The following is a 24,502-nucleotide window of genomic DNA, read 5'->3' as shown; positions in this document are numbered from 1 at the left end:
CCGAAAATTCCTTAAAAAGCGGTTTTTGCCTCGTCCATCGTGTGATAAATCGCCACTTTCTTAGGTAATTCCATTAAACGAATTACGTTTTCTAAAAAATGATTCAGTCCTCCAATGACGATCTTGCCGTTATGCTGATCCACCGTTTTTATCAGAGTCAGCAAAGTAGCGACTCCTACGCTGTTGATGTATTCCAAAGCGGATAAATCCAGAATGATCTCGTAAACACCTTCGTCGAATACGAAATTGATCTTGCGAGAAATTTCAAAGGCGTTAGAATTAGTGACCTTTCCGTTCATAGTCACCACTAAAACTTCCTTTTCCTTTACTGGAAGACGCTTTGTTTCTATAAACAGCCCTTCGAATTCCGTTCTTGCCATTTCTTCCTGTTCCGTGCTATAACAGCAGTTTACCGTTCTGTAAGGACGCCGATATTTCCCGGCATCCGGCGATATTTTTCGACTTAGATTCCACTCGAACCTGCCCGCGGGCAAGAATCCGGATCCAACCTTTACCGTCGATTTCCCCTTCGAATTCCAAATACACCCTGCGATGGTCATCCTTTCGCAGAAACGAAACCTTACCCCCTTCCTGCAATCGGTCCCATAAGGACGCTTCGGCTCCGAATGTGATTAGACGAGAAAATCCGTCTAAATCCAAAAATAAATCCAAATGTTCCCCGCCGTAACCTCCGTGAAAGGAAAGCGTGAAAGGGAATTCCTCCATTTTTTTTAGAGTTTGTCCTCCAGACGGATCGCAACGGACGGTTCCATGATAACCTCCAAAGAATCAATCCTTCCTAAAGAGGCTAAAATAGAGGCCTCAACGCAAGGATGAGTGACCACTACCACTTCCACAGGTTCCCTTTCGGACTCGTTTTGCCGCACCGAGGAAATGGATACTCCGTTTGTCCCCAGTACTTTTGCGATTTCCGCAAGCACTCCGGGCTGGTCCAACGTGTTGAACCTCAGATAATACCTTGCTTCCGTCTGATTCGCTTCGGAAATATTCGCCGCAGGGAAGCGATTCCGTTCCACCGGAAGATTCTTTTTCTTACGTAGACCGTAATATACGAGATCCGCCACTACTGCAGAAGCCGTAGGCAACGCTCCGGCTCCCTTACCGACTAGGAGTCCCGGTCCGGCATAAGAAGTTTTATAATATACCGCATTTGTTTCGTTCATAACGCTCGCAAACGCATGTTGCACTGGGATCATCACCGGTTGTACTCTCGCCTCGATTTTTCCGTCCAATTTGCGGACCAGTCCTAGTAACTTGATTCGATAACCTAGATCCGCTGCGAATCGGATGTCCAGTCGCGTAATCTTTGTTATTCCCTCCGTAGTCACGCTTTGTAAAGAAATTTTCTCGCCGAAGGCCAAGGATCCTAAGATGCTTATTTTATGCGCCGTATCGATCCCTTCCACGTCGAAGCTAGGGTCGGCTTCCGCAAATCCTTTCTCTTGCGCTAAGGCTAAAGCTTCGGAATAATCCAGATTTTCCGACTCCATCTTGGAAAGTATAAAGTTGGTAGTGCCGTTCAAGATTCCGTATAACCCTAAAAAACGGTCTCCGGTCAGACAATTCCGGATGGCGCGGATCACGGGAATCGAACCCCCGACGGCCGCTTCGTAACCGATCTCGACTCCGCTCTCTTCTGCTAAGCGAAATAGATATTCCCCTCTTTCGGATAACAATGCTTTGTTAGCGGTAATCACGGTTTGCTTCGCTTTTAGTGCGCGGATTACGATCTCTTCGGCAACAGCGGTGCCTCCGACCAATTCCAGAATCATGTCGATCTCGGGGTTACCAGTGACCTTCCCGATATCTTCAGTAAGCACCGCATTCGGAAACCGCTTGAGCAGATCCGCGACCTTACGAGGAGTACGAGTACAAACGGAATGCAGGACGATCGACAATCCGAATTCTTTTTCTAGCCTGCGAGATTCCTCATTTAGGATCTTTAAAACGCCAGAACCTACGGTTCCTGCTCCGATCAATCCGATACGAATCGTTTCCATTCTGGGACAATCCTTTCGTTGAACCGGTTTCGTTCGACCTTTTTCCTGTAAGTCCAAACCCTTTCCCTAGGCCGAAATGGTTTTTTCTTTACGAAATGCGGTCCTCGTGGTAAAGATTCTTTTTTGCGGCCATCTCCGGAATCTTTCGTGAAGCGGCACATTTATTTCACGGACCGTCCGGCGGTAAAACGCTCCAAATTAGATAGACAAAGGAAACTTCCCGTATGGCGAATCGTCGCAAGCCTCCCCGCAAATCCTCCCAACAGAAAAACCGGGATCCCCAGCAAAAACAGCAAGGCGGGAACCGAGGACACCAGGGAGGGGGAAACCAAGGAAAGCGTAGACCCGATCAGGGAAGACAAAACACGAGACAACAACAGCAAACAGTCGCAAGTAAAATCACTCAGACCATGCGGGAACTGCCGCAAACGGGAGAACCTTCTCGCTCCTCGTCGGTTTTGGTAAAGCTCGCCGGCTTTGCTTCCATTGCACTGATCCTATTCTTCGGCTATTTCATCCTAATGGAATATCTGGACAAAACTCCCGTTTACGGAAAGCACGGATGGGACGATGTCGCCGGACAACCCGCTACTTGGGAAGAGGCTGTCGAATATTGTTCCGCCAAACGCAAAAGATTGCCGGACAGAGAGGAGCTTAAGAACTTTTCGAAAAGAGCGGACAAAAAACTGAAAGCGGTAGGCATTTTCTGGTCCACTACTCCGGAAGGAGAGAACGGAAACTTTCAAACCGTAAATCTGAGTACCGGGGAATTCGGTTCCAGTCCCACGAACTTGAAATTCGCCGCAATTTGCGTGAAATAAGACTTTCCCTTGTTTCGGAGAAATCCTAACATCGGGACGACACTTTTCTCCGATATGGTCGGCACACGTTTCCGACGATCGGAACCAAACACATCCGGGAGAATGGAATGACGGTCCTTACCTTCGCTAGCGTGTGCTATCTTACGGGCTTTATCGTCTCAGGGCTATGCGCTTTCTTTTTGCTGGCACCGAAAGACAAATTCGAGTCCACGATTCATCTTGGATGGGTGTTTCTTTATTTCGCCTTGATGCAGGCCGCTTTCCTGGCCGGAACCTCCCTTTTTTATCCGATTTCCTTCCTCCATCGTTGGATTTCGATACCTTGCTCCATACTGGCCTGTTCCCATCTGATCTCCTATTTCTTCTTCCTAAATCCTCAGGCCTCAATCAAGACGGGAAGGACTCTTCTCGCAGGAGGCTTCATCCTTGCCTTAGCATCCTTAATCCTCCACGTTTTGCGAACTAGCTCTCTTCCACCTTCCTACGACTTTTCCGGAAATTCGTTCGATACGATTCAGATCGGAGACGAAAAGTTTTTGGCTTGGATTGTGTGTACTTATCTCGGAGGGGCTTTGATATTGGGAGCAGTCCGAGCGTTTCAGGCGCCTAGGGCGGATTTGAAACTGATGGCGATTTCCCTATGGGTTCCGTTTCTTTTATTATTCGGAACTACGCTTCTTTTTCACGCAGGAGAGATAGCTCTGCCCGTCGACAGAGCTATGGCGTTATCCTTTTGGAATCCGATTTTTCTGGTCGCATTATTCGTTTCCTGGTTGGTTCACTTGAGAGCCTCGGGAGAAGCGTTCAGTATCAAGAACCCGATTCTTCTGGGGATCGTGTTACTCCTACTCTTCGTTTTTCAGGGAAGCAGCTGGTTGTTCTTACAACCTAGTCTCGACTCGTTAAAGGAAACCGTAAGCGAGCGACAGAAAGCGGAGGATCTGCCTCCGAATTCCTATACTTTCACCGTAAATAATACCGAGGACTTTTCTTCCGGAGTAACGGGAAGTTTGAATTCCTCCATTTTCAAGGAAACGAAGCGGGATCTCATTCTCTCTTTTCTTTGGGAGAATCCGAAAACCATAGTCTCGGAATTTCCCGCATATTCCGGAGTCGCGGAGACTCTAAAAGAAAGTCCGGAATTCGCGGAAAAAATGACCACTCTCTCCAAAGATTTGGAAAAGTTCAGGAAAAAGATCAGAGCCTTATCCGAAGAAGGATTGAAGGAAGAAGCGCTGAAAATCCTGGAACCGGAAGGAAGACGAGAGCCTTTGGCCCAGTATCTGAAAATCCTTTCCGGTTCGATCCGGAATTCTTCGGAAAAAGGGGAGGACCTTCGGGAATCCATATTGGATCAGATGAGAGAACTCCAACCGGACGGAGAACCTAGATTCAGAAAAATTCCGGGAACCACCGAAAAATATTATTATTCTTTAATACAGAAATCACCGGGCAAAATCCAATCCAAGGAAACCGGAATCCCTTACAAGAACTATCTCGCTTTCCAAACCAAACTCTTAGCCAAACCGCTCCTGGCCTTTTTGCTCTGCCTTTTACTTTTCGGGATTGGAATCTACGCTTTTCTATCCTTCCTTTTACTGCGTCCGCTGGAGAGATTGTATTCCGGTCTCGAACTCGCTACCGAGGGAGATTTAGAAAGGGAACTTCGTGCGGAAGCCTGGGACGAAATCGGAAGTTTAGCAGACCAATTCAACAGGATGATTCAGTCTTTCCGGTCGGCACCCGGGCCCGGCCTTTCATCCGCGATTTCTTTTCATGACGGGTCTTGGCAGGAAGCATTGCAAAAAATCAAGATGACGGATTCCCCGAAGGAACTTTCCGGAATTCTTTCGGAACTCGAAAAATTCCCTTCGGGAGATCCGAACCGTGCGAAGCTGATCTTAAAGGCGGCATTGAAAGCGAAAGACTTCGGCAAAGCCCTATCTGCGGCGGAGGAAATCCGGCGGAAGGGACACGACCCCGAAGCGACTTTCCTCGCGTCATACTGCCTTAAAAAAATCGGGAAACGTCAGGATGCGATCCGTCTATCGGAGGAAGTCCGCTTGAGCAATCCTAGACATTCACGGAACCGACTCCATCTGGCGGAACTTTACTTTTTGGAAGGAAGGTTGTCGGAAGCCCAGGACCTCGCTTCGGAAATCGAATCCGACGAAGGGCCTTCCTCTACGTTAACGAAACTATTGAATGCAATAGAGAAGAAAGGGTACTGACGGCAACTCGGAATGGCGGAAATCGTTCGCAGAATTTCCGGAAGATTCCAAACCTCGAAGGAATCTTTCCTCGGAGTGATCGAAATCGATCCGGACTCCGGTCGCATCTCCTCCGTCCAAAAGGGACGTCTAATCGAATCCCCGTCCCGAGAAGATCTCCGTTTCGATCCTGAGAAAGTCGTAATTTTTTCCGGGTTCGGGGACATTCACGTTCATGCACGGGAAGACGAAACCGGAAAGCATGTCTACAAAGAGGACTTTCTTTCGGTCGGACTCGCGGCAATCAACGGAGGAGTCATCCACATCGCGGATATGCCCAACAATCCGATTCCCCCTACGGACGACGGAACCTATTCCCGCAAACGTAATCTAGCTGATCGATCCCCCGTTCGAATCACACTGTACGCGGGTATCGGACCGAAGACCAGACCCCTTTCCCTACATGTTCCCTACAAAGCCTTCATGGGACCGTCGGTGGGCGAACTGTTCTTTCATTCCAACGAACAGTTAGAGGAAACGATCCGACATTACGAAGGAAAGAACGTTAGCTTCCATTGCGAAGATCCGGAAATTCTGGAAAAACACCAAACGGAGGTCCTACACGAAGATCGACGCCCACCGGAAGCGGAGACTTTGGCCACCGATTTTGCATTGTATCTTATCGAAAAATACAATCTCAAAGGAAAACTTTGCCACTACTCTACCGGAGAAGGACTGCAAAAGATCGTCAAAGCGAGACAAAGAGGAGTGTCCGTCACCTGCGAAGCGACTCCTACCCATCTTTATTTCGATAGAACGATGCTCACCGACGAGAACAGGCATTGGTTCCAGATGAACCCTCCTCTCCGGGGTCCGGAAGATAAGGCGGAATTAATCCGAGGCATTCGGGAAGGCTGGATCGATTACCTTGCCACCGATCATGCGCCGCATTCGATAGAAGAGAAGCGAAAAGGAACTTCGGGATTATCCCAACTGGATACGTATTCCCTCTTTGTGACCTGGCTCCACCGAGAGGCGGGGATCAGTTTGCAGAAAATTGCGGAAATATGTGCAGAGAATCCGGGAACGTTCGTGAACGAATTCCTTCCTAGAGAATACGGGAAAGGGTTCGGAAAATTAGAAACCGGTTACTGCGCGAGTTTTACCGTTTTGGATTTTTATACGCCCACGACATTCCGAAAAGAAAATATCAAGAGCAAGAGCGGATGGTCCCCTTTTGAAGGGACCCTATTTCCGGGAAGTATAGTGGCGGTCTTCCATAGAGGCGTCCGAGTCAAGTAACACGGACGACTCCGTGGATTTTAAGGATCAGGCTTCGGGGTTTTCCAGAACCAATGCGATCCCCTGCCCTCCGCCGATACAAAGCGAAGCCACTCCGTACTTGGCCTTTCTTCTTTTCAGCTCATAGGCAAGAGTGATCGTAACGCGAGCTCCGCTCGCTCCGAGAGGGTGCCCGATTGCGACGGCTCCGCCGTTGACATTGGTGATTTCCGGATTCAAACCTAATTCCTTTTGAACCGCTAAATATTGGGCCGCAAAGGCTTCGTTCACTTCCACCAAACTCATATCCGATAGCTTCAATCCCGCCTTTTTTAATGCGGCCGGAATCGCGATCGCAGGACCGATCCCCATTTTTGCAGGATCGCAACCTGCGTGTCCGTAGCCTCTTACGATCGCAAGGGGCTTTTTACCGATTTTCTTCGCGTAAGAAGCGGAAGTGACGATAGTCGCCGCGGCACCGTCGTTTAACCCTGACGCGTTACCTGCCGTTACGGTTCCTCCGTCACGAAATGCGGGTTTTAAGGAAGGCAATTTTTCGATGGAAGCGGCTCCTTTGATGAATTCGTCTTTTTCCAGGGTGATCGGCTTTTTACCTCCGATCGTAACCGGAACGATTTCTTCCTTCAACTTTCCTTCTGCGGTCGCTTTTTCCGCCCTGGACTGTGAAATTCCGGCCCATTCGTCCTGTTCGATCCGGGAAATCTTGTATTGATCCACCAAGTTTTCCGCGGTAGCGCCCATAATCAGACCTACGTATTGGTCCGTCAGACCTTGCTCAAGTGTATCCTCGAATTCCGCGGAGCCGTAGCGAACTCCCCAGCGAGCATTTCGGACCACGTAAGGCGCGTTACTCATCGATTCGCTGCCTCCCGCCAATACCGCATCGGAATCACCCAGATATATTTTTTTTACCGCTTGAATGATCGCTTCCATTCCGGAGCCGCAGAGACGATTCAAAGTCAGAGCAGGAACTCCCAAAGGAAGACCGGTTTTCAATCCGACATGTCTGGCCAGATAGATCGCTTCTTTTCCGGTCGGAATCACGTTCCCGAAAATCGATTCCCCGATATCGGCCGGATCGATCTTAGTTCTTTCCAATAAGGTTTTCGACACATGTACTCCCAAATCCACGGCGCTCAGATCCTTTAAGGTCCCGCCGAAGTTTCCGAACGGAGTCCTAATCCCATCCAAGATAACAGCTTCTTCCATTAACGTAATTCCTCTTAAGTATTTATTGTATCGCTGATGACTCGTTTTGTCTGATCGCTTCGGGAAAAACCATTTCGAATGGAGAAATTCCGAATCCGGTTCTGAATCCTCCGGCTTTCAAAAAATCAGGAAATACGGTTTCGTCGATCCAAAGGTTCTCTAATCTTGCGAATTTCCCTTTTCCCGTTCCGCTAAACGAAGTGTTTAGATATTCTTCGTCCTGTTTTTGGAGAAGAGAAATCCCGAACGGAGCAGTGCTCACTGGAAAATTCAATCCTATCGTGTGTATCTTGGCACGTAAAAATAATTTGCCTTCGCGAGAAACTTCGATCTTAGTAACGGAGTTTTGACGCGTCCATACGAAGTCCGCTTGTTCTTTCGGGATTGCCCAATTCCGTCTGCCAGCCTCGACGGATTCTCGACTAGAAACGAAAATACGTGTGATTCTTTTGAATTTTCTTCCTTTCCATTCGAAATTTCCGGGTATGTACAGGACTTCATAGTAAGGTCCTACGTCCGAGCTTGAATAGTTTACGAAGAGTAGAGCCCCGAGTCCGCCCCTGTACGATTCACGATCCTCTCCATCCATAAAAGAGAACTCCAGATTATATGCCTTTTTAGAAAAGAGAGGAAAAAGAAAACCTTCTCCTTGCAATTTCCAGGGCGCGGGAAAATGCCTTTTGTCTCCTGTGGACCGGATTCCCGCTTTTTTGGCCTTAGGAGTCTTGGATTCCGCTTTTATAGACTTATTGGAAGCGCCGGAGGCTTTCTTTTTGGGTTTGGCTTTCGTTGTTTCCTGTGTTTTCATGAAGTTGAATCCGTTTCTTTTTTATGGACCCATCCTCCGAAAAACCCCGAATTTGGAAAGGAAACTCTTGAATCTCCTACGCATTTTCGAGATAACTGGAATAGGACAGAATATTTTCTAAAGGAAGGTAAGATTCCTTTAGTCTCTATCCGGAGGCAGCCATGACTGTAACAGCCACTCGACCGAAACGGCGTACTAGAAATAGTCTCAATAAAGAAAGCATCGTCCAGGCAGCGATGGAAATTCTCAACGAAGATGGAATCGACGGATTGTCGATGAGAAGAATCGCTGAAAAGCTGGATTGCAGCGTTGCGAGTCCTTATTCACATTTTAAAAGCCAACAGGACATCATCAAAATTCTGATTTCCCAGGGCGAAGCGCAACTTACCGAAACTTTACGGGAAGCGAAGCTGCACGGACATTCCGCTTACGAGAAGCTTACGAGAATCGCAAGAACGTACTATGAATTTTCCGGCAATAACCAGGAATTACATAAGGTCATGTTCAATACCGTGCACGGTCACATGCACCGCAAAGCCTTTCCGAAACTACCCACCAGTTATCGGGTATTTTTGGAGACGATCCGAGAAGGATGTCGCTCTGGCGAATTCATCATTACGGAAGAGGAATATCCCTCTTTGGCCCGGACTATGTATTCTTGGATGTACGGAATCATCGTATTGGATATGACCGGAATGTTGAAGAAGAGAGGAATGGGAGATCCTTTAGACGAGGGATTTCTTTTCTTTCGCAAGATCCTTTTAGGCGAAGAGGAATAAATCCGCATTGGAAGGACGGAGGCGCTAACCGGCCACAGATCGGCCCAAAGTGTATCATCCAATCAAATGAAAATAAGAATCGCTTCCTTTTTTGCAGCCGTACTCCTCCTCGGCTTAGCATCCATTCCCGCACTACGTTCCTCTGAAACCGGAATATTGGACCTGGAATCCAGAAACGGGACTTCGGGAAAATTCATTCGGCTCTCGCAAGGTTGGACTCATTACGAACTTTCCGGCCGCGAAACCGGAGATCTGGTCGTTTTAGTCCACGGCTTTTCCATTCCATACTTCATCTGGGACGGAGTTCAGGAAGCTTTAGTCTCGGCGGGATTTCGGGTTCTCAGATTCGATCTTTACGGAAGAGGTGCTTCCGATCGACCGGAAGTAAAATACGATTTGGATCTGTTCGATACCCAACTGGAAGAGCTGGTCCGAGAATTAAAGATCCGGGAACCGTTTCATATCATGGGACTTTCCATGGGAGGCGCCATTACCGCCAAGTTCGTCGGAAAAAGACCGGAGCGAATCAAAAAAGTGGTGTTGATCGATCCGTTTTCTGCAAAGGCGGAAATCTTTCCGCTGAACGTTCCGGGAATCGGAGAATACGTCGCGGCTTCCTATTTGATTCCCTCTTTGCCCGAACGACAAAAAGGGGATTTCCTAGACCTAAGCAAAATCCCGACAAGTTGGAAGGAAAAATACCGGCAGCAAATGCAATTCAAGGGATTCGGTGCAGCCATCCTTTCGACGCTTCGGAGCCTTCTCTCCTTGGACCCGCGTCCACAATATGAAAGTTTAGCCCGAGCGGAAAAGCAGGTGCTATTGGTCTGGGGAAGGCAGGATCGTACCACTCCGCTAGAAACCGGATCCTATGTAAGAGAATTACTAAAACCTACATTTCTCTTAGTGGAGGAATCCGGCCATCTACCGCATATAGAAAGGCCGGAAATCGTAATCCCGGCAATTCTGGATTTTTTATAGAACATTCTCCGAGACTTAGTCGAAGAGGAAGAGATTTCAATTTCCTTAATATTTAGCCAAGGTGGAATCTACATCGTCCGAGTATTGCAAAACGCCCCCTTCCAGGTTGAACACCTTGGAAAAACCGGTCGATTTCAAAAACGCACAGGCGTTGCCCGACCTTCCACCGGAGCGACAGTACACCACTACGTCTTTTCCGGAATTTTTCCATGCATCCAATTCGGAAACGCGAGCCGGCAATTCGGAGACCGGAATCAGTAGGTCCGTGCCTTCGATCAGGCAGATTTCCTGTTCATTCGGGTTCCGCACATCCAATAAGTAGAAATCGTCCTTTCCCGTGTTTCGCGCATCCAGTCTCGTTTTTAACTCTTTCGGATTCATCCCTTTCTCCCTTTTAAACGGCGGAAGATAATTCTTCCAACTCCAATTGGAGAGTCTCCCACTGTTCCGTCAAACGAAGGATTTCCGTCTTGGTCTGATTGTAGGTGTCTAACTCCATTTGATAACTGCGATTCTTGTAAAATTGAGGATCCGCTAAAAGTTCCTCGGAATTCGTCTTGTTTTTTTCCAATAAGGCGATCTTGGATTCGATTTGCTCGATATCTTTTTGGATCTTCTTTACCCTATTCTTATCCGCGTTCTTTCTAGTCCTGCTCTTATCCTTGGATTCCCCCTTATCCAAAACCTCGTCGGATTTTGCAAACCCGCCCTCGGCATGTAGGTCTTCCGGAGGAAATTTAAGATAATCGGAAAAACTAGTGTTCAAATCTCGGATACGACCGCCGGAAACCGAGATCGTTCGATTGCAAAGGTCCTTTAGAAATTCCGGATCATGAGAGATGACGAGCACCGCACCGGGATAAGAATGTAAGGCTCTCTTAAGATTCTCGCGGACCACCAAATCCAAATGGTTGGTCGGCTCGTCCAGAAAAAGACAATTGGATCCTAACTTAACAAGCAACGCTAAACGTAGTCGACTTTGTTCCCCTCCGGAAAGTAGCCCGACCTTTTTAAAAACCCGATCGTCCGAAAACGAGAAATAGCCCAAAAGGTTTCTGGCCTCGACCTCCGGAATTTCCGGATATGCGGAGAGAACGGTTTCAAGAATGGATTTTTCCGGATCCAGATCCTCATGGTGATTTTGGGAAAAATACCCGATTCGGGTTTTCGGTCCGAATGTGATGGATCCTTTTTTCAATTTGTGGATTCCCAATAGGCAACGGAGAAAAGTGGATTTCCCTGCACCGTTCGGACCGATTACCGCGATTTTATCACCGTTCGAGACGTGTAATTCCGCGTTTTCGAAAATATTAGGGGATTCGGCATTGTAGGAAAAATCCGCTCCTTCGATTCGAAAGGCCATATTCCCGCAGGGAATATAATGAAAATCGTATTCGGTTTTGGAGTTCCAGAAAGACTCCTCGGGAGCGTCCACTTTATCCCGTTTTTCCAGCCGTTTGATTACGCTTTGCACCGCTCGGGCTTTGGTGGCTTTCGCCCGAAAGCGCTCAACCCATTCCATCCTTTTCTTTAAGTATGCTTCTTCCTTTTGAAACTGGGTCCGAAGTTTTTCCAACAGTTCGTTTTTGTGTTCGAAATACTCCTCCAGAGTACCTTTAAATTCCAAAACACCCGACGGATTCAATTCCGCGATCGTATCCGTGGTAGAGTTCAGAAATTCGGGATCGTGGGTTACAAGGACAAAGGAACGGTTGGTATTTCTGAGGTATTCCGCCAACCATTCTTTGGAAGAATGATCCAAGTGGTTCGTGGGCTCGTCGAGCAAAAGGAGATTTCCCGGATTCAATACCGCGATCGCCAATCCTAGTCTATGTTGGTAACCCGGGGAAAATTCCTTTACCTTTCTTTCCATCTGTTCGTTAGAAAAACCGAGACCGCCTAGAACTTTTTTTGCCCTGGCTTCCAATTCATGGACTCCGTAGGTAAAGGCATATTCCTCCAGAGCGCTTTGTTCCTCTAGGAGAGAAGAGAATTCGGGAGAATCATGATCTGTGCTGGCATCCATTCTAGTATGAATATTACGAGAACGTGAAATATATTCGTTATAATGTTTGTGCCTGGAAAGAGCTGTGTCGATAACGGATACTTCGAAGTCGAAATCCGGAATCTGTTGAAAAAGTGAAATTTCGGTATGTTTAGATCGACTGACGATTCCTTCTTCCGGCGCCAGATCGCCTTCCGCCATGCGGAAGAGGGTGGATTTGCCGGAACCGTTCGGCCCGACCAAGGCAACTTTGGATCCGGGTTTGATGTGCCAGGAAAATTTATCGAATAGAGTGGAACTGCCGAACCGGTGCTTGATTTCTATAAACTGTAGCATGGTTCTTAAAGTGTGTCGAAGAGGAGGAGAAGGCGCTCGTCCGTTTTAGACGAGCACCCCGGGATTCAAAAGTAGTGCTATTTCTTTTTAGCGAGCAATTCTTGCTTTCTCGCCTTAAGATGTTGTACGTACTTGCTCGTTTCCCCGTTCATCTTCTCGACGGCGTCCTTAAGAGCTTGGTCCAGCTCCTGAACGGACATCTTGTTGATTTTTTTATTCTTTTTTTCGGTAGTCTCGTCAGACATAGGTACCTTCCGATGCGTTCGTATTACCAAAATTTTACCAATATGCCTCTTCGACAACTCATTTTGGACAGGGAAAATCGAGGCTCCTATCGGAGGTGCGTGAAAAATAGCTGGAACCGAAAGGCGGAAAGGCATACATTCCATGGCTGATATGTTCTATCCCTTTTTTGCCACGAAACCAGGAATCGGTCCGCTATTTCTACGAATCGGAATCTTTACGTGTATCTTCCCTCACGGCGCCCAAAAGACGGTCGGGTGGTTCGGAGGTTTAGGATACGACGTAGCGATGGATTATTTTACGGATACGTTGGGGTTTCCCGCATTTTTAGGAACTGCCGCCATTTTTTTCGAATTTGCCGGATCGCTTTTTCTGGCGTTCGGGTTCTTGACTCGCTTCTTTGCGTCGGGAATCGGCATCACGCTTTTTGTGGCAGCGTTGACCCACATACATTACGGATTTTTTATGAACTGGTTCGGGGACAAAGGAGGAGAAGGTTTTGAATATCATATCCTCGTAGTCTCTATGGCGATCAGTCTGTTTTTTTCTGGAGGTGGATCTTATTCCGTCGATCGCTCCATTTCGAACGGGTTGGCGTAAAAATTCAGAGCCCGACTCCCGTTTCGCGGGACCGTGCCACTCCGAGCTTCGGTCCCAGCGAAAACTATTTACTGTTATATATACTTCACCCTTTCAAGCGCTGCATATCGCTATCGTTCGATTAAAGAGAATAACTGTGCAGGGCCGCAACCCAACAAACTCTTTACAGAAGCAGATTATTACGAGCAGGCCAATTATGATTTACCTCTGAAATCCATTCAAACAATTCAGAATATTCACTAAATCATATAAAAAGTCCCACATTCTCAATGCATATTTTTCAGAACTGCCTGGATTTTATATCCGAGGTAATTTTCATGAAGCAACTTTTCATCTATGAGATTCAACACTCTGCCTCCGTGAGGAATATCACCTAAATATGCATCTTCGTAATTAACATAATTATTAACTATAGGAATTTCGGAAATAACCGTGTTCATAGAAACTAACTCAAAGGAATTTTTTTCGGCAATTGTTCTCAAAGTTACTGGCGAATAAAGGTTTACGTGTTCCAATCCGTCGAACATCTTGCATTTTTCTTGGAGCACTCTTGCAGCTAGCGAATGGAAGTTAGGAACTTGAATGAAAATGACTCCGTCCGGAGTCAGTAGGCTTTTCATTAACTTCAAATATTTATGCCCATCTTTGATATGTTCAAATACATCCCATAATGTAATCGCATTAAACTTAATCGGGAATTCAATACTCTCAAGCATTTGATTGAAAGCCTTATGACCCTTCTTTTTAGTGTATGCAATCTCTGCTTCATTGAGTTCAACTCCCCATGTATCCCAACCGTTAGATTTTGCAAGATCCAGAAAACTGCCTGCGGAACATCCTATATCTAAAATAGCTCCTTTTTTCGTGTGCGGAGTTAACGCTTCGAGTCCTTTCAAGTATATTTTTCGATAAAAGTCGCTCTCATTCTCGACGACTTCGGATTGAACCGTATTATTGCCTGTATAAAATTTCGTAAGAGAATCATCCGTAAAGACGGGGTTTAAGTAACCCATACCACATTCGTTGCATTTAACGTAAACTCCTCCGTCTGCATTAAAAATCACTCTTTCATTATTTTTAAAACAGACAGGACAGCTTCGGCTTTCCAGATACTCTGCTTTAAAAAAACCGGTTTTAGAATCTTTAAAGGAATCATGATATCTTTTTGCGGCATCGTACATAAACTGCCGACCTTCATGGAGTTTTTTGGCCCCGATTGCTAGGGCCATATCCTCTGATCTACTTGTAATATCGTTCATTAACATTCCTATCCATCTGCAAGTTAATCTTTTCAAAGAGAATAATATCGTAAATCATCTAAGCAAGCAAAAAAGTAAATTGTCAGCTTTGAACAGCCAATCGTACAACCCCATTCTGATGATGAGAAAATCCGTCAATTGTTCGATTAATAAACTGTCCAGTAAAACTTTGTAACGATTATTTCCCCTTCTCCTTCCACTTAAATAATATCCTATTTGCGCATTCAGAAAGCCCAATTGAGATGCTCCGATTTTTAGTGCCGGAGTAATGGGTGAAATCCTCTTAAGCAGAGTGTTTTAAATATTTCTCTGGAGTCAATCCCCCGAGTGAACTATGATGTGAATTCCGGACCGTTGCCCACAACTATCTGTTTCTAAAGGCTATAGGTTTCGGATACTTCATTCAAAATCCTTACTAATCGGTCAGAAGTAAATGCGACCGATTTACTTACCACTGCCAAACAACCGCAATCATCGATGTTATTTAGAATTCGAAATATCTTTCCTTAATAAAGTGTACCCGACATGAAATCCATAGACTAACTTCCCCCGAATTCTTAGGAACAACCTTCGGAACCATAACCCCTTTCGTTTCCGTTTAATTCTGTATTTTAAGTCTATTTCGGAATTCAGGCGATAGATCCGCTCATAATTTACATTCGCTTCCTGCCGTGTGAAGCTATGAATCTATCTGTAACCAGCTTTTTTATACTTGTATCCTAAAGACCGAATTCGATCTTTTAATTCTCTGTCTTGATCCTGAAGTTTGCAGCGATTTCGAAAACCAGCCCGAGAAACACTAATGACTTAGATGATTTGCGTTCTCCAAGCTTTACTTTTATTAGCATAACCGCCTTTTGTTCATGTATTTGGTTTACCGTTTTTTTTCAACTAGCATCTCTACAGCTTCGTGTTCTAAAGCTTACTCGGCAAGAGGTTCATACGGATTTGGCGGAGCCACGCTAAGGGCCCCTCAAGTCCTGGAATAATCCGTTTCACTTTTATCGATCATGAAGCATACCTACTGGAATGAAGCTTGCACCGACTTGTAGGAGAGGAACCTTTTCTGAGGGATTCGTTTAGAGAAAATTCACCTGGATGCCGCACAAATAAAAAACCCGGGAAGAATTCCCGGGTTTTACGAAAATCCAAGATTGGAGAAGACGATCAGTAACGAATCGTTTCCACCACCGACTCGTCCAGAATGTAGGAACCTTTTAAGGTTTGGACGATCAATTTTCCTTTTTTCTGAGAAACGACTACCCCGCGCAACTCACGACCGTCTTTCAGGATGATTTGCTCGATACTCTTGTCGTAAATCTCGCTCAATTCGGCTTCCGTTTTTGCCGTCTTAAGACCTCTGGTAGTCTCCATCACTTCCTTATCCAGGGCGTTCAGGTTCTTACGCATGTCGGAATATTCCGGTAGGGAATTCTTTGCACGATCCGTATCTTCGTAATAGGTAGCTTTTTGGACGGTAACGATTACCAAGCCGCCTACGTTCAGGACCTTTTCCGCCTCATCATTCACCAAAGGAGTTACTTCCACCGCTCCGTCAGAAACGAACACTGAGGATTCCTCCGGCGTAACCGCGACTTCGAAGGAAGTTCCCCGAACGGCAGCAACCACGGTAGGAGTATCCACGACGAAATTCGCGTTTTTCTTTTCCTTCTCAACCAAGTTCAGGATCCGACCGGAAAGGAGGGAAAGTTTCACTTGAGAAGCGTCCGTTTCTCTCATACCCTTCAGCATCAAGCTGGACTTTTCTTTGATCCGGATCATGCTAGAGTCGGTCAGCCCGATATCGACTGAGCCTCCAGGCCCGGTAACGATACGATCCCCTTCGGTTAAGATATCTCCGATATGGATCGGAGATTCCGAGTCCCGAACGACTTTCGCGTCCCCTTTAACGAAAACCACGGCCGCTTTTAAAACGGAACCTTCCACAACCGGAGCCTGAGATCCTTTAAAGAATTTGAAATATCCGCCTATACCGATTCCGATTAAAAGGACCGCTGCAGCAGAGAGGAAAAAGATCCGACGACTTGTATTTGGAAGTTCAACGACATTCTTCTGATTTGAAGTTTCCACAACGATAGCCTCCACCTTGAAGCGGGGGGATGTTTCGATCCAAGTAGGATCGAAATCGGGTAATTTAGAAACGGTCCGAGTTCTTTTTAAGAGCTCGGCGTAGGCATCGAAATTAGGTGTCATCCCATTCATCCTCTTTCTCCGTTTCTAAATTCCGGGATCCGGCTTGGTAGCGTTCTCTCCGCTTCCAGTTTGACTAACAAATCGTAAAGAGTCCCGTTGCTCGTTTTTTTCAAAATAATGCTATTTTCGACGGATAGAATCACGGATTTAAATTATAAAAAAGAATTCCTTTAACTCTTAAGAAAAGATTCCGGTTTAAATCCCCGTCTCTTGCCTTCCTGCAAAATAGCCTTTTCGGCCCTTTCCAAAAGCCTCGAAACTCCGGAAACGGAAAGACCCAGGACCTGTGCGATCTCTTCCAGCTTACAACCTTGAGAATAACGAAGTTCTACCGCCGTTTTCTGCTCTTCCGGCAGTATTTCCAGAATTTCGTTCAGTGCTCGGGTCAGATCCTGGGCCGCCATGTCGTCAAGAACCTGTCCTTCCGGACCTTGGGCCTTGGAGCCGAAAAAGGAAGCTACCTCTTCCCCGCCCATCAGCGAAACGTTCTTTTGATAATAGGATTTACCATAGTTGATCATCAGATTTCTCGCGATCCGAAATAGAATCATCCGAGCGATCTGTTCCTGGGGAAGGTTCCCTTTCCCGGAATAATGTTTAAAAAAGTTCAAAAACGTGTCTTGCAAAAGATCGAGCGCGGTAGATTCGTCCTTCACCGAACGCCGGATAAAGGAGAACAAGTGGTCCTTATTCGCGTTGTACAGTTTTTCAAAAAACAAGGTGTCCGACACGGTAGATAGAAAGTTTTTAATCGGTTGCCTTTTTTCAAGTAAATTAGGTTTTTTCTTGAAGAAAGATATTGCCAAAAAAACCTTCGAATCAGTGAATTCTAAACTCGGGGTTAGCAAAACCCGAGAAATGCGAACTTTCCTATGTATCTACGCAAGCTGATTTTGTCCGTTATTTTCGTTTCATCCACTGCAATGTTCGGGGCGACCCTGACTTTAAAAAACGGAAAGGTACTCCAAGGAAAGGTGGTCAATCAAACCCGAACCGACGTACAGCTAGAAGTCGACGGGAAAATTCTGACGATTCCGAAAACAGAAATCCAAGAACTCCGTCTCAAAGACGAACCCAAACAAGAACCAAAAAAAGTCGAGCCCCAAAAGAAAGAAGAAGTCCCTCCTAAAAAAGAGGAAATCGTCGAGTCCGGAAAAATCCGTTGGTGGCAAAAACCTCGTTGGAATTATCCGTTGAGTTCCGCGGTTCTTCCCGGATGGGGGATCTGGAAAGCGGAAAAGAAATGGCAGGGAGCGGTGACTTTTGCCGCAGTCGCCGGATTGGCATACTATTCCGTAAAAACAAGCGGAGAATTCCGCTCTGCAAAAAGCGCTTACCAAGATAAGGTTTACGAATACTTACTGATCTCTCAGAGCAACTCCACGTTAAACCCTCCTTCCGCCACGCTCATCCGAGTTTTGATCGGATCGGCATATTCCGGGGGAGCCTTCAAGCATTACCAGACGGCAAGTACCCAGTCCAATGATGCTCTGATTTTTTTCGGTATTGCTTACGGAGCGCAGATCCTTTATTCCTATTTTTTAGGGGTGCAAAAGGAAAAGCTCCTGGCAGGAGATTCTAACCCGGAAGGACTCCAATTCAGCCTAAATCCGACGTACCGCCCCGTGTCTCTGGGCGGAAACGGAGTGGGGTGGAATACCGAATTGCGTTATAGCTGGAAATTCTAAAGAAAAACCGCAAAATTTTTGCCTCCTTGTCCGCCTTCGGATAGTTCCTTAAGCCGCTTTACTTTTCCTTGTCGCTCCTCCGTTTTCCCCGTCTTTTCCGCAGAAATAAAGTTCGAGCATATAGCTGAATAAAAAACATCGGGAAACTCCGTGCCAGCGCGAGATATTCCCCAGACGAATCCAGTCCATTCCTTCCGGACGAAAATTGACTCTATCGAAATTTTCGGATGACCTTGGCCTCCTTCGCTGGTAGAGAAGTAGGGAAGATTCGGAATTCAGTTTCTCTTCTTTTTCTAGCCTAAGCGCATACAACTCCAAAAGTTCCTTCAAACATCGCGACAAAGGCCTTTCTCCCTCCCAGTGTTCCAACAAGCGAGCATAAAGGTTTTTAGATAGCAAAAGAGTACAATTCGGCGCTTCCCCTCTCGGAGATTTTGCCCGTAACGTATGAATTTTCGAACGAGATTCGGATGGATTCGAGGGCTTTTCCCATTTCATATCCATATAACCTGGCGATAAAATCGCAGGATGATCGTGATTTTTCCGTTCTTACGGAAAATTTATACGTTCGAAATTTCCGTAAAACCAGATTCTTTTTATCGTATTCCGAAGAAAACCGGATCTAAATTCAGAATCGGTACGGAGAGAAAAATGCCTACGGAAAAGAAACTGGAATTCGCGACTTTGGGGGGAGGCTGTTTTTGGTGTATAGAGGCCGTCTACCAATTCGTGAACGGAGTGGAATCGCTTGTCTCCGGTTATGCGGGCGGAAATGATCCCGCTCCGAATTACCGGTCGATTTGTACCGGAATGACGGGACACGCGGAAGTGGTTCGCATCGGATTCGATCCGGCCGTAATTTCCTATTCCGAAATTCTGGAAATTTTTTGGGAAGCTCACGACCCGACTACGAAGAACCGCCAGGGAAACGACCAAGGACCTCAATATCGGAGCATCATTTTGTTCGAAAGCGAGGAACAGAAAGAGATCGCGATCAGATCTAGAGAAGAAGCCGGACCTAGATTCGCCTCTCCTATCGTTACAGAAATCGAATTTTTGGAAAAATTTTTTCCAGCGGAAACCTATCACCAAAACTATTATCGTACCAATCCCGACCAGCCTTATTGCCACTACGTGATCCGGCCAAAGATAGAGAAGTTCTTAAAAAAGAAAACGCATTGAGCGAAGAGCTTAACCTCCCATCGGCAATCGGATAAAAAATTTCGTTCCACCGAAGGAGGTATCGAAGCGGATCGTACCGTTATGATTTTCCACGATTCTGCGCGCGATGTCCAGACCTAATCCGGATCCTTCTCCCGGCGCCTTGGTAGTAAAGAAAGGTTCGAATATCCTTTCCGCTATGGATTCCGGAATTCCGGGCCCAGTATCGGAAATTCTGACTTCGACTTCGTAATCTCCGATCCTATGAATTTCAAGAGTCAATACTCCCTTAAAATTCATGGCTTGGGCGGCATTATAAATCAGATTCGTCCAGACGTGCAATAGATCATCCGGATAAGCCTGTATCGGAGGCAGTTCGTTATAGTTCTTCCTGATTTCCACTCCCGTCTTCAATTGGTTATGATAAATCGTGAGTACCGTTTCCAAACTTTCATAGAGATGAACCGCAGTTTTCTCTCCGTCGGATCTAAAATGCGAAAAGTTCTTAAGGGCGTAGACGATCTTGGAAGTTCTGTCCACCGATATTTCGATGAGTCTACAGCTACGAGCTGCCTGAATTTCGTCTAACGCATACATCAAAACCTCTCTTGCATGCTCACCGGCGAATAAACCGGGAAAATCCGTCAGCGCGTTTTCGAGGCCTGCCTCGACCAATTCCTCGGCCAAGGAATGGGCCCCTTCTATGCCTAGTTCTTTTAGATTGGCCTCCAAAACCTTGGTTCTCTTCCGCGTTTCCTTAGGAGAAAGCAATTCTTGGTGATAGTGCCCTTTTCGAAGCAGAGAATACAGATCGTCCCGTCCTTTTTCCTCCAGACCGCGGAGGATCAGAAAGGCTTCTCCCATCCGTTCCGTCGAACGATTGAAATGGCTACGGATCGTCTCGTTGGCCGCGCTAATCACTCCGATCGGATTATTGATTTCATGAGCGATCCCGGCCACGAGCTGGCCTAAAGCCGCCATTTTTTCCGATACCAACAATTGGTTTTGCGTCTTTCTCAGGTTCGAGAGAGTGGATTCCAATTCGCTTTTCTGCTCCGCGATCAACTGATTCTGCTCGGAAATTTCCCGGTTCAAGACCCGCAGACCCTCGGCTTCTTTTCGGTCAGCAGTATCCTGAACCACGTTGATCATACTTTCTTCACCCTCTATCAATGCAAATCTCGTGGAAAATTCGCAGTGAAGCACCCTACCGTCCTTGGCCCTATAAAACGTTTCTTCGTTTAACAGAATCCCATCCCGCATGATCTTCTCTATAAACTTTTTTCTTTCCTCGGGATAAACCCAGAGTCCGATGTCTAATGCGGTCTTTCCTACGGCATCTTCTCTCGTATAACCGAATAAGCGGGTAAAACTCTCATTGATGTCGAAGTAGCGTCCGTCCTTGACCCTCGATATGGAAATCGCATAAGGACTAAGCTGGAATATTTTTTCAAACAATTCCTGACTCGTCCTTAATTTCTCCTGAGCCAAAAATTTCTCGGTGATATCCTGACTTGTTCCGAATAAGGTATTCGAATCCCTGTATTTTCCGCGAACATGGACGAACCTTTTTTCCCCGTCGATGCGTATCGCCTCGTATACTATATCCAACGAAAAATCGGGATCGTCTTTTCTGCGGATACAATCCTGAAGAATGTCTACGATCTTTTGTTCTTCTTCGGGTGTCACATGCGCATCCAAAAATTTCCTCAACGATACGGCCTTGGAACCTTTCGGATTTCCTTCTCCCAAGATATATTGAAATTCCTCTGTTAAAACGATTTCATTGGTCTGAATGTTAAAGGTCCAACCTCCGATCTGCGCATATCTCTGTACTTCGGCCAATTCGTCCTGGATCTTCCGGAACCCGCTCATTGCGAATCGCATTAAAAATGCGATCATGATAAAACCTACGGAAACTCCCAGTAGGATTCCCTTACTCGAAACGGCCTTATAAACGGGCCGGATCAGATCCATGTCCGTTAACGCAACGCTCGCTGCGCCTACCAAAATCGAAAGGACCGTATAAATCGTAGCAAACAGATTTCCGAGAACCAAAGCGGAAAAGACGATCAACACCATGCAAAACGAAAACGCGATCGATTGCACTCCTCCTTCCCGCAATACGATGGAAAAAACCATTAACCACTGCAGCCCGATCAAAAAATGCGCCGCCGCTTTAAGCTTTCCCCGCTTCGCCAAAACATGACTCACGAGAACCGCAAGCGGAATCAGATAAACGGAAAGATAAGTAGGTTTGGGTTTATCCGCGAGAATCGGATGTAGGATGCGAAACGCCAGCATCACTCCTAAGCACAGGAGCATTAAGGCGTAAAGCAATCGAACGGAGGCGTCTTTTCGCGCATCTGAAAAGACCGGGGGTCGTAAAAATTCGGGTATTTTTAAATGCATCATCCGTAACGGGCTATTCTGCGCTGTTGTTTCTAGCATTGGACGAAAAGAAAGAAAAGTCCGATTTTGATTTCAAAAAAACTTTTTATCAAGACCTTTATCGGGGAAAATCCGTGCGGAAATGATTTTTAGGAAATTTTCCGGACAATTCTCCCGAAAGCGCGACCATAGTCTATCCATCCGCTAAGTCCATAATAAAATTCTAAAGTTCCCGCTTTTATCCCTTCGGGAAAAGCCCGTAAAAGATTCCGATTTCCGGCGAAGGAAGCTCTGGAAACTGAAACAGAATCACGCTTTCTGCGGACGAACGGCGTTTCTTCCCTGCGGAGAACCGCGAGCCTGCGTCCAACAACCCGGAATTTTCCTTGATCGTCCGTAATGAAAACGGGAGCATCGCAGAGTATGGTTCGTACCAAAATCCTCTCGATCCTTTTTCTTTCGATATTCGCCTCGTGTTCGGCGAATATCGCCCTAAACGGAGACCTTCAACACCCGAAGACTTCGGATAATTGGAATTTAACGATAGAACATTTTTCCCCGGCAAACGGCTCGAATCCTAAAAAATATCCGGTTATTCTCTGCCACGGCTTCATAGCGAACCGAAAATACTTTAAGATCAACGAAAAATCCTCCTTAGTCGCAGGCCTCCAAAAAGAAGGATACGACGTTTGGCTTTTGGACCTCCGCGGAAGACAGGATGCGGGTTCCCCTTCCCTCTTTTTCGGAGAAAAAACCTTCGACTATTCCATTGATGAATACATCAAGCAGGACATGGGCGCGGCTATTAAATATGTATTGGACGCCACGGGAAAAGAGAAAGTCAATTGGATCGGACATAGTATGGGCGGCATGATTTCGTACGCCCGTATCGGAAGCTTGGGAGAAACAAGAGTAGCCAACCTAGTCACCATCGGTTCGCCCATGATCATGGATCCGCCTTCCAGGGCGCTCCAATTGTGGTCCGACTTTACTTGGGGATTGTATTTATGGCCTGTGGTTCCCACGGAAACCTGGTCAAGAATCCGAGGCGGCACTGGGATTCCGTTTTTACCTAAAAAGAATTTCGAAGAATTGTTTTGGCATGCGGATAATATAGATCCCAAGATCGTTAGTGGAGTTTTGACCTCTTCGATCGCTTCCGTCACGAAACGGGAAGCGAGGCAAATGGACAAAGTTATCGAAACCGGATCCTTCCGTTCCGAAGACGGAAAAACGAACTACGCGGATGGATTGGCGAATATAAAAATTCCCGCCTTACTGATCGGAGGGAGAAGGGATAAACTCGGTTTTATGTATTCCCTTAGATTCGTTTACGACACGATCGGATCCTCGGATAAAACCATGTTCGTTGCGTCCAAAGGAAAAGGCCTTTCCGACGATTACGGTCACACGGATCTATTAATCGGAAAAAAAGCCGACGAAGAGGTCTTCCCCTTTCTCTTACAATGGTTGAACAAAAGGAATTAATCCGGACAAAAAAATGAAATTTAGAATCGCATCGACCTTCCTTTTTCCGATTTTAGTTTTTTCTCTATTCGCTTCCTGTACTCGATATGTAAGGATCACCGAGGAGAAATTCACGAAGCAAACGGCAAACGTGGCGCCGAACGTTTATTTAACGACCTTCTCCGAAATCGATTCGGAGCATCCTCCGATTCTGATCCTCGACCCTATCTTGGTGAACAAGAAGGCGCTATACCTGGGCGATTATTCCGGACTGATCGGAGTATTGAACGGCAACGGATTTTCCGTCTGGCTTTTACACTTCGATTCTTATGCGGATTTGGATTTAAAAGAAATCGGGGATAAAATTCTTCCGCAAGCGATCTCCCAAATCCAAAGAGTGAGCAATCGAAAGGATTATATCTTGGGGGGAGTTTCCCTCGGCGGACAAGCGGTCCTCCATTACCTTCGCGGAAAAAAAGATTCTTCCATCTATAAGAGTTTCTTCCTCGGAACCGGGATGGATTACAAATACAACGACAGTTTCCTGGAAGATATGAAAAAGGAAAAGAGGTTCGGCAAGGATCTGACGGACATCTGCAAAGGAAAGGACACGTTCTGCTCGCGTTTTATCTCTTACGACCAGGACGATCCTTCTACGCTATTCGTATATAGGAATCTTTGGAATTACCTTCCTAGTTTGGAGGAAAACCCCAAAAACTGGGTGGATTTCGAATCCTCCGATTTTCCCACTTTGTTCATCGCGGGAAAGATAGACAATGTCGCTCCTTCCGAATCGATCCACCCGGTGTATCGCAGAAAAAAAGGGGCTTCTCAATTCGTGGAAATCGGTCGCGACAATCGCGCGAACATCGATTACGACCATCTCTCTCTATTTGCGCATGAAGGAGCAGCGTCCGAGATATATCAAAAAATCGCCGACTGGCTGAAAAAGAAAAAGGGAGATTGAGATTCGTCCGAGGTTCGGGTCCATTTCCGAACATCAGTAC

Annotated in this window: 23 protein-coding genes and 1 pseudogene; 10 read left to right on the top strand and 14 right to left on the bottom strand. The window is 46.4% G+C overall.

Features of this window, described 5'->3' with window-relative positions:
* Positions 1 to 11: 11 nt before the first annotated feature.
* From EHO60_RS06665 to EHO60_RS06655, 3 genes are read right to left on the bottom strand one after another with little or no spacing between them, the layout of a single operon-like run.
* Positions 12 to 380 carry an STAS domain-containing protein gene (locus EHO60_RS06665; RefSeq protein ID WP_135767364.1) on the bottom strand — a complete coding sequence of 123 codons (369 nt, stop codon included), beginning with the start codon at positions 378 to 380 and terminating at the stop codon, positions 12 to 14.
* A gap of 16 nt (positions 381 to 396) precedes the next feature.
* The gene (locus EHO60_RS06660) at positions 397 to 726 is read right to left on the bottom strand and encodes a hypothetical protein (RefSeq protein WP_135767363.1); all 330 of its coding nucleotides are present in this window, start codon (positions 724 to 726) and stop codon (positions 397 to 399) included.
* A 5-nt stretch (positions 727 to 731) separates the two neighbouring features.
* Entirely contained in the window at positions 732 to 2,021 is a 1,290-nt protein-coding gene (locus EHO60_RS06655) for a homoserine dehydrogenase (protein WP_135767362.1), read from the bottom strand.
* Between the two features lie 224 nt (positions 2,022 to 2,245).
* On the opposite strand from EHO60_RS06655, the gene EHO60_RS06650 reads away from it, so the two are divergent.
* From EHO60_RS06650 to EHO60_RS06640, 3 genes are all read left to right on the top strand, one after another.
* Positions 2,246 to 2,842, top strand: coding sequence for an LIC_10572 family protein (locus EHO60_RS06650; protein ID WP_135767361.1), 597 nt, complete (start codon positions 2,246 to 2,248; stop codon positions 2,840 to 2,842).
* A gap of 107 nt (positions 2,843 to 2,949) precedes the next feature.
* Positions 2,950 to 5,073: a HAMP domain-containing protein gene (locus EHO60_RS06645; protein WP_135767360.1), complete on the top strand. Its 2,124-nt coding sequence runs from the start codon at positions 2,950 to 2,952 to the stop codon at positions 5,071 to 5,073.
* Positions 5,074 to 5,085: 12 nt separating this feature from the next.
* Positions 5,086 to 6,354: an amidohydrolase family protein gene (locus EHO60_RS06640; protein WP_135767359.1), complete on the top strand. Its 1,269-nt coding sequence runs from the start codon at positions 5,086 to 5,088 to the stop codon at positions 6,352 to 6,354.
* A 27-nt stretch (positions 6,355 to 6,381) separates the two neighbouring features.
* Here the strand turns inward: EHO60_RS06640 and EHO60_RS06635 are convergent, their stop codons facing one another.
* Both EHO60_RS06635 and EHO60_RS06630 read right to left on the bottom strand, forming a co-directional pair.
* The gene (locus tag EHO60_RS06635) at positions 6,382 to 7,563 is read right to left on the bottom strand and encodes an acetyl-CoA C-acetyltransferase (protein WP_135767358.1); all 1,182 of its coding nucleotides are present in this window, start codon (positions 7,561 to 7,563) and stop codon (positions 6,382 to 6,384) included.
* A gap of 22 nt (positions 7,564 to 7,585) precedes the next feature.
* Positions 7,586 to 8,371, bottom strand: a complete 786-nt coding sequence (locus tag EHO60_RS06630; RefSeq protein ID WP_135767357.1) for an acetoacetate decarboxylase family protein — start codon at positions 8,369 to 8,371, stop codon at positions 7,586 to 7,588.
* A 161-nt stretch (positions 8,372 to 8,532) separates the two neighbouring features.
* Here EHO60_RS06630 and EHO60_RS06625 point away from each other — a divergent pair, with 161 nt between their 5' ends.
* Both EHO60_RS06625 and EHO60_RS06620 read left to right on the top strand, forming a co-directional pair.
* Positions 8,533 to 9,150 carry a TetR/AcrR family transcriptional regulator gene (locus EHO60_RS06625; RefSeq protein ID WP_135767356.1) on the top strand — a complete coding sequence of 206 codons (618 nt, stop codon included), beginning with the start codon at positions 8,533 to 8,535 and terminating at the stop codon, positions 9,148 to 9,150.
* A gap of 66 nt (positions 9,151 to 9,216) precedes the next feature.
* The gene (locus EHO60_RS06620) at positions 9,217 to 10,131 is read left to right on the top strand and encodes an alpha/beta fold hydrolase (RefSeq protein ID WP_135767355.1); all 915 of its coding nucleotides are present in this window, start codon (positions 9,217 to 9,219) and stop codon (positions 10,129 to 10,131) included.
* A 45-nt stretch (positions 10,132 to 10,176) separates the two neighbouring features.
* Here EHO60_RS06620 and EHO60_RS06615 read toward each other — a convergent pair whose 3' ends face one another.
* The 3 genes from EHO60_RS06615 to EHO60_RS17110 form a co-directional block, all read right to left on the bottom strand.
* Positions 10,177 to 10,512, bottom strand: coding sequence for a rhodanese-like domain-containing protein (locus EHO60_RS06615; RefSeq protein ID WP_135767354.1), 336 nt, complete (start codon positions 10,510 to 10,512; stop codon positions 10,177 to 10,179).
* 13 nt (positions 10,513 to 10,525) lie between these two features.
* Entirely contained in the window at positions 10,526 to 12,472 is a 1,947-nt protein-coding gene (locus tag EHO60_RS06610; RefSeq protein WP_135767353.1) for an ABC-F family ATP-binding cassette domain-containing protein, read from the bottom strand.
* A gap of 77 nt (positions 12,473 to 12,549) precedes the next feature.
* Positions 12,550 to 12,717, bottom strand: a complete 168-nt coding sequence (locus EHO60_RS17110) for a hypothetical protein (RefSeq protein ID WP_167880163.1) — start codon at positions 12,715 to 12,717, stop codon at positions 12,550 to 12,552.
* A gap of 151 nt (positions 12,718 to 12,868) precedes the next feature.
* Here EHO60_RS17110 and EHO60_RS06605 point away from each other — a divergent pair, with 151 nt between their 5' ends.
* Entirely contained in the window at positions 12,869 to 13,315 is a 447-nt protein-coding gene (locus EHO60_RS06605; protein WP_135767976.1) for a DoxX family protein, read from the top strand.
* A gap of 266 nt (positions 13,316 to 13,581) precedes the next feature.
* Here the strand turns inward: EHO60_RS06605 and EHO60_RS06600 are convergent, their stop codons facing one another.
* The 4 genes and pseudogenes from EHO60_RS06600 to EHO60_RS06590 all read right to left on the bottom strand — a co-directional run bounded on the left by EHO60_RS06600 (position 13,582) and on the right by EHO60_RS06590 (position 17,540).
* On the bottom strand, positions 13,582 to 14,574 hold the full coding sequence (locus EHO60_RS06600; RefSeq protein WP_246028162.1) for a class I SAM-dependent methyltransferase: 993 nt from the start codon (positions 14,572 to 14,574) through the stop codon (positions 13,582 to 13,584).
* 377 nt (positions 14,575 to 14,951) lie between these two features.
* Positions 14,952 to 15,496 (bottom strand): annotated as a pseudogene (locus EHO60_RS17380) (IS3 family transposase); the annotation flags it as partial.
* Between the two features lie 245 nt (positions 15,497 to 15,741).
* Positions 15,742 to 16,797, bottom strand: coding sequence for a FecR domain-containing protein (locus tag EHO60_RS06595; protein WP_135767352.1), 1,056 nt, complete (start codon positions 16,795 to 16,797; stop codon positions 15,742 to 15,744).
* A gap of 161 nt (positions 16,798 to 16,958) precedes the next feature.
* Positions 16,959 to 17,540: an RNA polymerase sigma factor gene (locus EHO60_RS06590; RefSeq protein ID WP_246028237.1), complete on the bottom strand. Its 582-nt coding sequence runs from the start codon at positions 17,538 to 17,540 to the stop codon at positions 16,959 to 16,961.
* A gap of 120 nt (positions 17,541 to 17,660) precedes the next feature.
* Between EHO60_RS06590 and EHO60_RS06585 the strand changes: the two genes are divergently transcribed.
* Complete coding sequence (locus EHO60_RS06585; RefSeq protein WP_135767350.1) at positions 17,661 to 18,476, top strand: LA_0442/LA_0875 N-terminal domain-containing protein; 816 nt, start codon at positions 17,661 to 17,663, stop codon at positions 18,474 to 18,476.
* A gap of 48 nt (positions 18,477 to 18,524) precedes the next feature.
* Here EHO60_RS06585 and EHO60_RS06580 read toward each other — a convergent pair whose 3' ends face one another.
* Positions 18,525 to 18,974, bottom strand: coding sequence for a DUF1564 family protein (locus tag EHO60_RS06580; protein ID WP_246028161.1), 450 nt, complete (start codon positions 18,972 to 18,974; stop codon positions 18,525 to 18,527).
* Positions 18,975 to 19,127: 153 nt separating this feature from the next.
* Here EHO60_RS06580 and msrA point away from each other — a divergent pair, with 153 nt between their 5' ends.
* Positions 19,128 to 19,658 carry a peptide-methionine (S)-S-oxide reductase MsrA gene (gene msrA, locus EHO60_RS06575; protein ID WP_135767348.1) on the top strand — a complete coding sequence of 177 codons (531 nt, stop codon included), beginning with the start codon at positions 19,128 to 19,130 and terminating at the stop codon, positions 19,656 to 19,658.
* A 9-nt stretch (positions 19,659 to 19,667) separates the two neighbouring features.
* On the opposite strand, the gene EHO60_RS06570 is transcribed toward msrA, so the two are convergent.
* Positions 19,668 to 22,049, bottom strand: a complete 2,382-nt coding sequence (locus tag EHO60_RS06570) for a PAS domain-containing sensor histidine kinase (protein WP_210409342.1) — start codon at positions 22,047 to 22,049, stop codon at positions 19,668 to 19,670.
* A 402-nt stretch (positions 22,050 to 22,451) separates the two neighbouring features.
* On the opposite strand from EHO60_RS06570, the gene EHO60_RS06565 reads away from it, so the two are divergent.
* Both EHO60_RS06565 and EHO60_RS06560 read left to right on the top strand, forming a co-directional pair.
* The gene (locus EHO60_RS06565; protein WP_135767347.1) at positions 22,452 to 23,516 is read left to right on the top strand and encodes an alpha/beta hydrolase; all 1,065 of its coding nucleotides are present in this window, start codon (positions 22,452 to 22,454) and stop codon (positions 23,514 to 23,516) included.
* A 13-nt stretch (positions 23,517 to 23,529) separates the two neighbouring features.
* Positions 23,530 to 24,462, top strand: a complete 933-nt coding sequence (locus EHO60_RS06560; RefSeq protein WP_135767346.1) for an alpha/beta fold hydrolase — start codon at positions 23,530 to 23,532, stop codon at positions 24,460 to 24,462.
* Positions 24,463 to 24,502 lie beyond the last annotated feature (40 nt).

It is taken from the genome of Leptospira fletcheri (assembly GCF_004769195.1).
Taxonomy (GTDB): domain Bacteria; phylum Spirochaetota; class Leptospiria; order Leptospirales; family Leptospiraceae; genus Leptospira_B; species Leptospira_B fletcheri.
Note: the sequence above shows the minus strand (reverse complement) of the source record. Positions and strands in the feature narration are given on the sequence as shown.

Excerpts from the sequence above, each read along its gene's own strand:
- EHO60_RS06650 (WP_135767361.1), top strand. The coding sequence starts at position 2,246 with ATGGCGAATCGTCGCAAGCCTCCCCGCAAATCCTCCCAACAGAAAAAC.
- EHO60_RS06560 (WP_135767346.1), top strand. The coding sequence starts at position 23,530 with ATGAAATTTAGAATCGCATCGACCTTCCTTTTTCCGATTTTAGTTTTT.
- msrA (WP_135767348.1), top strand. The coding sequence starts at position 19,128 with ATGCCTACGGAAAAGAAACTGGAATTCGCGACTTTGGGGGGAGGCTGT.
- EHO60_RS06580 (WP_246028161.1), bottom strand. The coding sequence starts at position 18,974 with ATGAAATGGGAAAAGCCCTCGAATCCATCCGAATCTCGTTCGAAAATT.
- EHO60_RS06595 (WP_135767352.1), bottom strand. The coding sequence starts at position 16,797 with ATGAATGGGATGACACCTAATTTCGATGCCTACGCCGAGCTCTTAAAA.
- EHO60_RS06640 (WP_135767359.1), top strand. The coding sequence starts at position 5,086 with ATGGCGGAAATCGTTCGCAGAATTTCCGGAAGATTCCAAACCTCGAAG.
- EHO60_RS06615 (WP_135767354.1), bottom strand. The coding sequence starts at position 10,512 with ATGAATCCGAAAGAGTTAAAAACGAGACTGGATGCGCGAAACACGGGA.
- EHO60_RS06620 (WP_135767355.1), top strand. The coding sequence starts at position 9,217 with ATGAAAATAAGAATCGCTTCCTTTTTTGCAGCCGTACTCCTCCTCGGC.
- EHO60_RS06605 (WP_135767976.1), top strand. The coding sequence starts at position 12,869 with ATGTTCTATCCCTTTTTTGCCACGAAACCAGGAATCGGTCCGCTATTT.
- EHO60_RS06635 (WP_135767358.1), bottom strand. The coding sequence starts at position 7,563 with ATGGAAGAAGCTGTTATCTTGGATGGGATTAGGACTCCGTTCGGAAAC.
- EHO60_RS06610 (WP_135767353.1), bottom strand. The coding sequence starts at position 12,472 with ATGCTACAGTTTATAGAAATCAAGCACCGGTTCGGCAGTTCCACTCTA.
- EHO60_RS06660 (WP_135767363.1), bottom strand. The coding sequence starts at position 726 with ATGGAGGAATTCCCTTTCACGCTTTCCTTTCACGGAGGTTACGGCGGG.
- EHO60_RS06570 (WP_210409342.1), bottom strand. The coding sequence starts at position 22,049 with ATGCATTTAAAAATACCCGAATTTTTACGACCCCCGGTCTTTTCAGAT.
- EHO60_RS06645 (WP_135767360.1), top strand. The coding sequence starts at position 2,950 with ATGACGGTCCTTACCTTCGCTAGCGTGTGCTATCTTACGGGCTTTATC.
- EHO60_RS06665 (WP_135767364.1), bottom strand. The coding sequence starts at position 380 with ATGGCAAGAACGGAATTCGAAGGGCTGTTTATAGAAACAAAGCGTCTT.
- EHO60_RS06655 (WP_135767362.1), bottom strand. The coding sequence starts at position 2,021 with ATGGAAACGATTCGTATCGGATTGATCGGAGCAGGAACCGTAGGTTCT.
- EHO60_RS06625 (WP_135767356.1), top strand. The coding sequence starts at position 8,533 with ATGACTGTAACAGCCACTCGACCGAAACGGCGTACTAGAAATAGTCTC.
- EHO60_RS06600 (WP_246028162.1), bottom strand. The coding sequence starts at position 14,574 with ATGAACGATATTACAAGTAGATCAGAGGATATGGCCCTAGCAATCGGG.
- EHO60_RS06565 (WP_135767347.1), top strand. The coding sequence starts at position 22,452 with ATGGTTCGTACCAAAATCCTCTCGATCCTTTTTCTTTCGATATTCGCC.
- EHO60_RS17110 (WP_167880163.1), bottom strand. The coding sequence starts at position 12,717 with ATGTCTGACGAGACTACCGAAAAAAAGAATAAAAAAATCAACAAGATG.
- EHO60_RS06630 (WP_135767357.1), bottom strand. The coding sequence starts at position 8,371 with ATGAAAACACAGGAAACAACGAAAGCCAAACCCAAAAAGAAAGCCTCC.
- EHO60_RS06585 (WP_135767350.1), top strand. The coding sequence starts at position 17,661 with ATGTATCTACGCAAGCTGATTTTGTCCGTTATTTTCGTTTCATCCACT.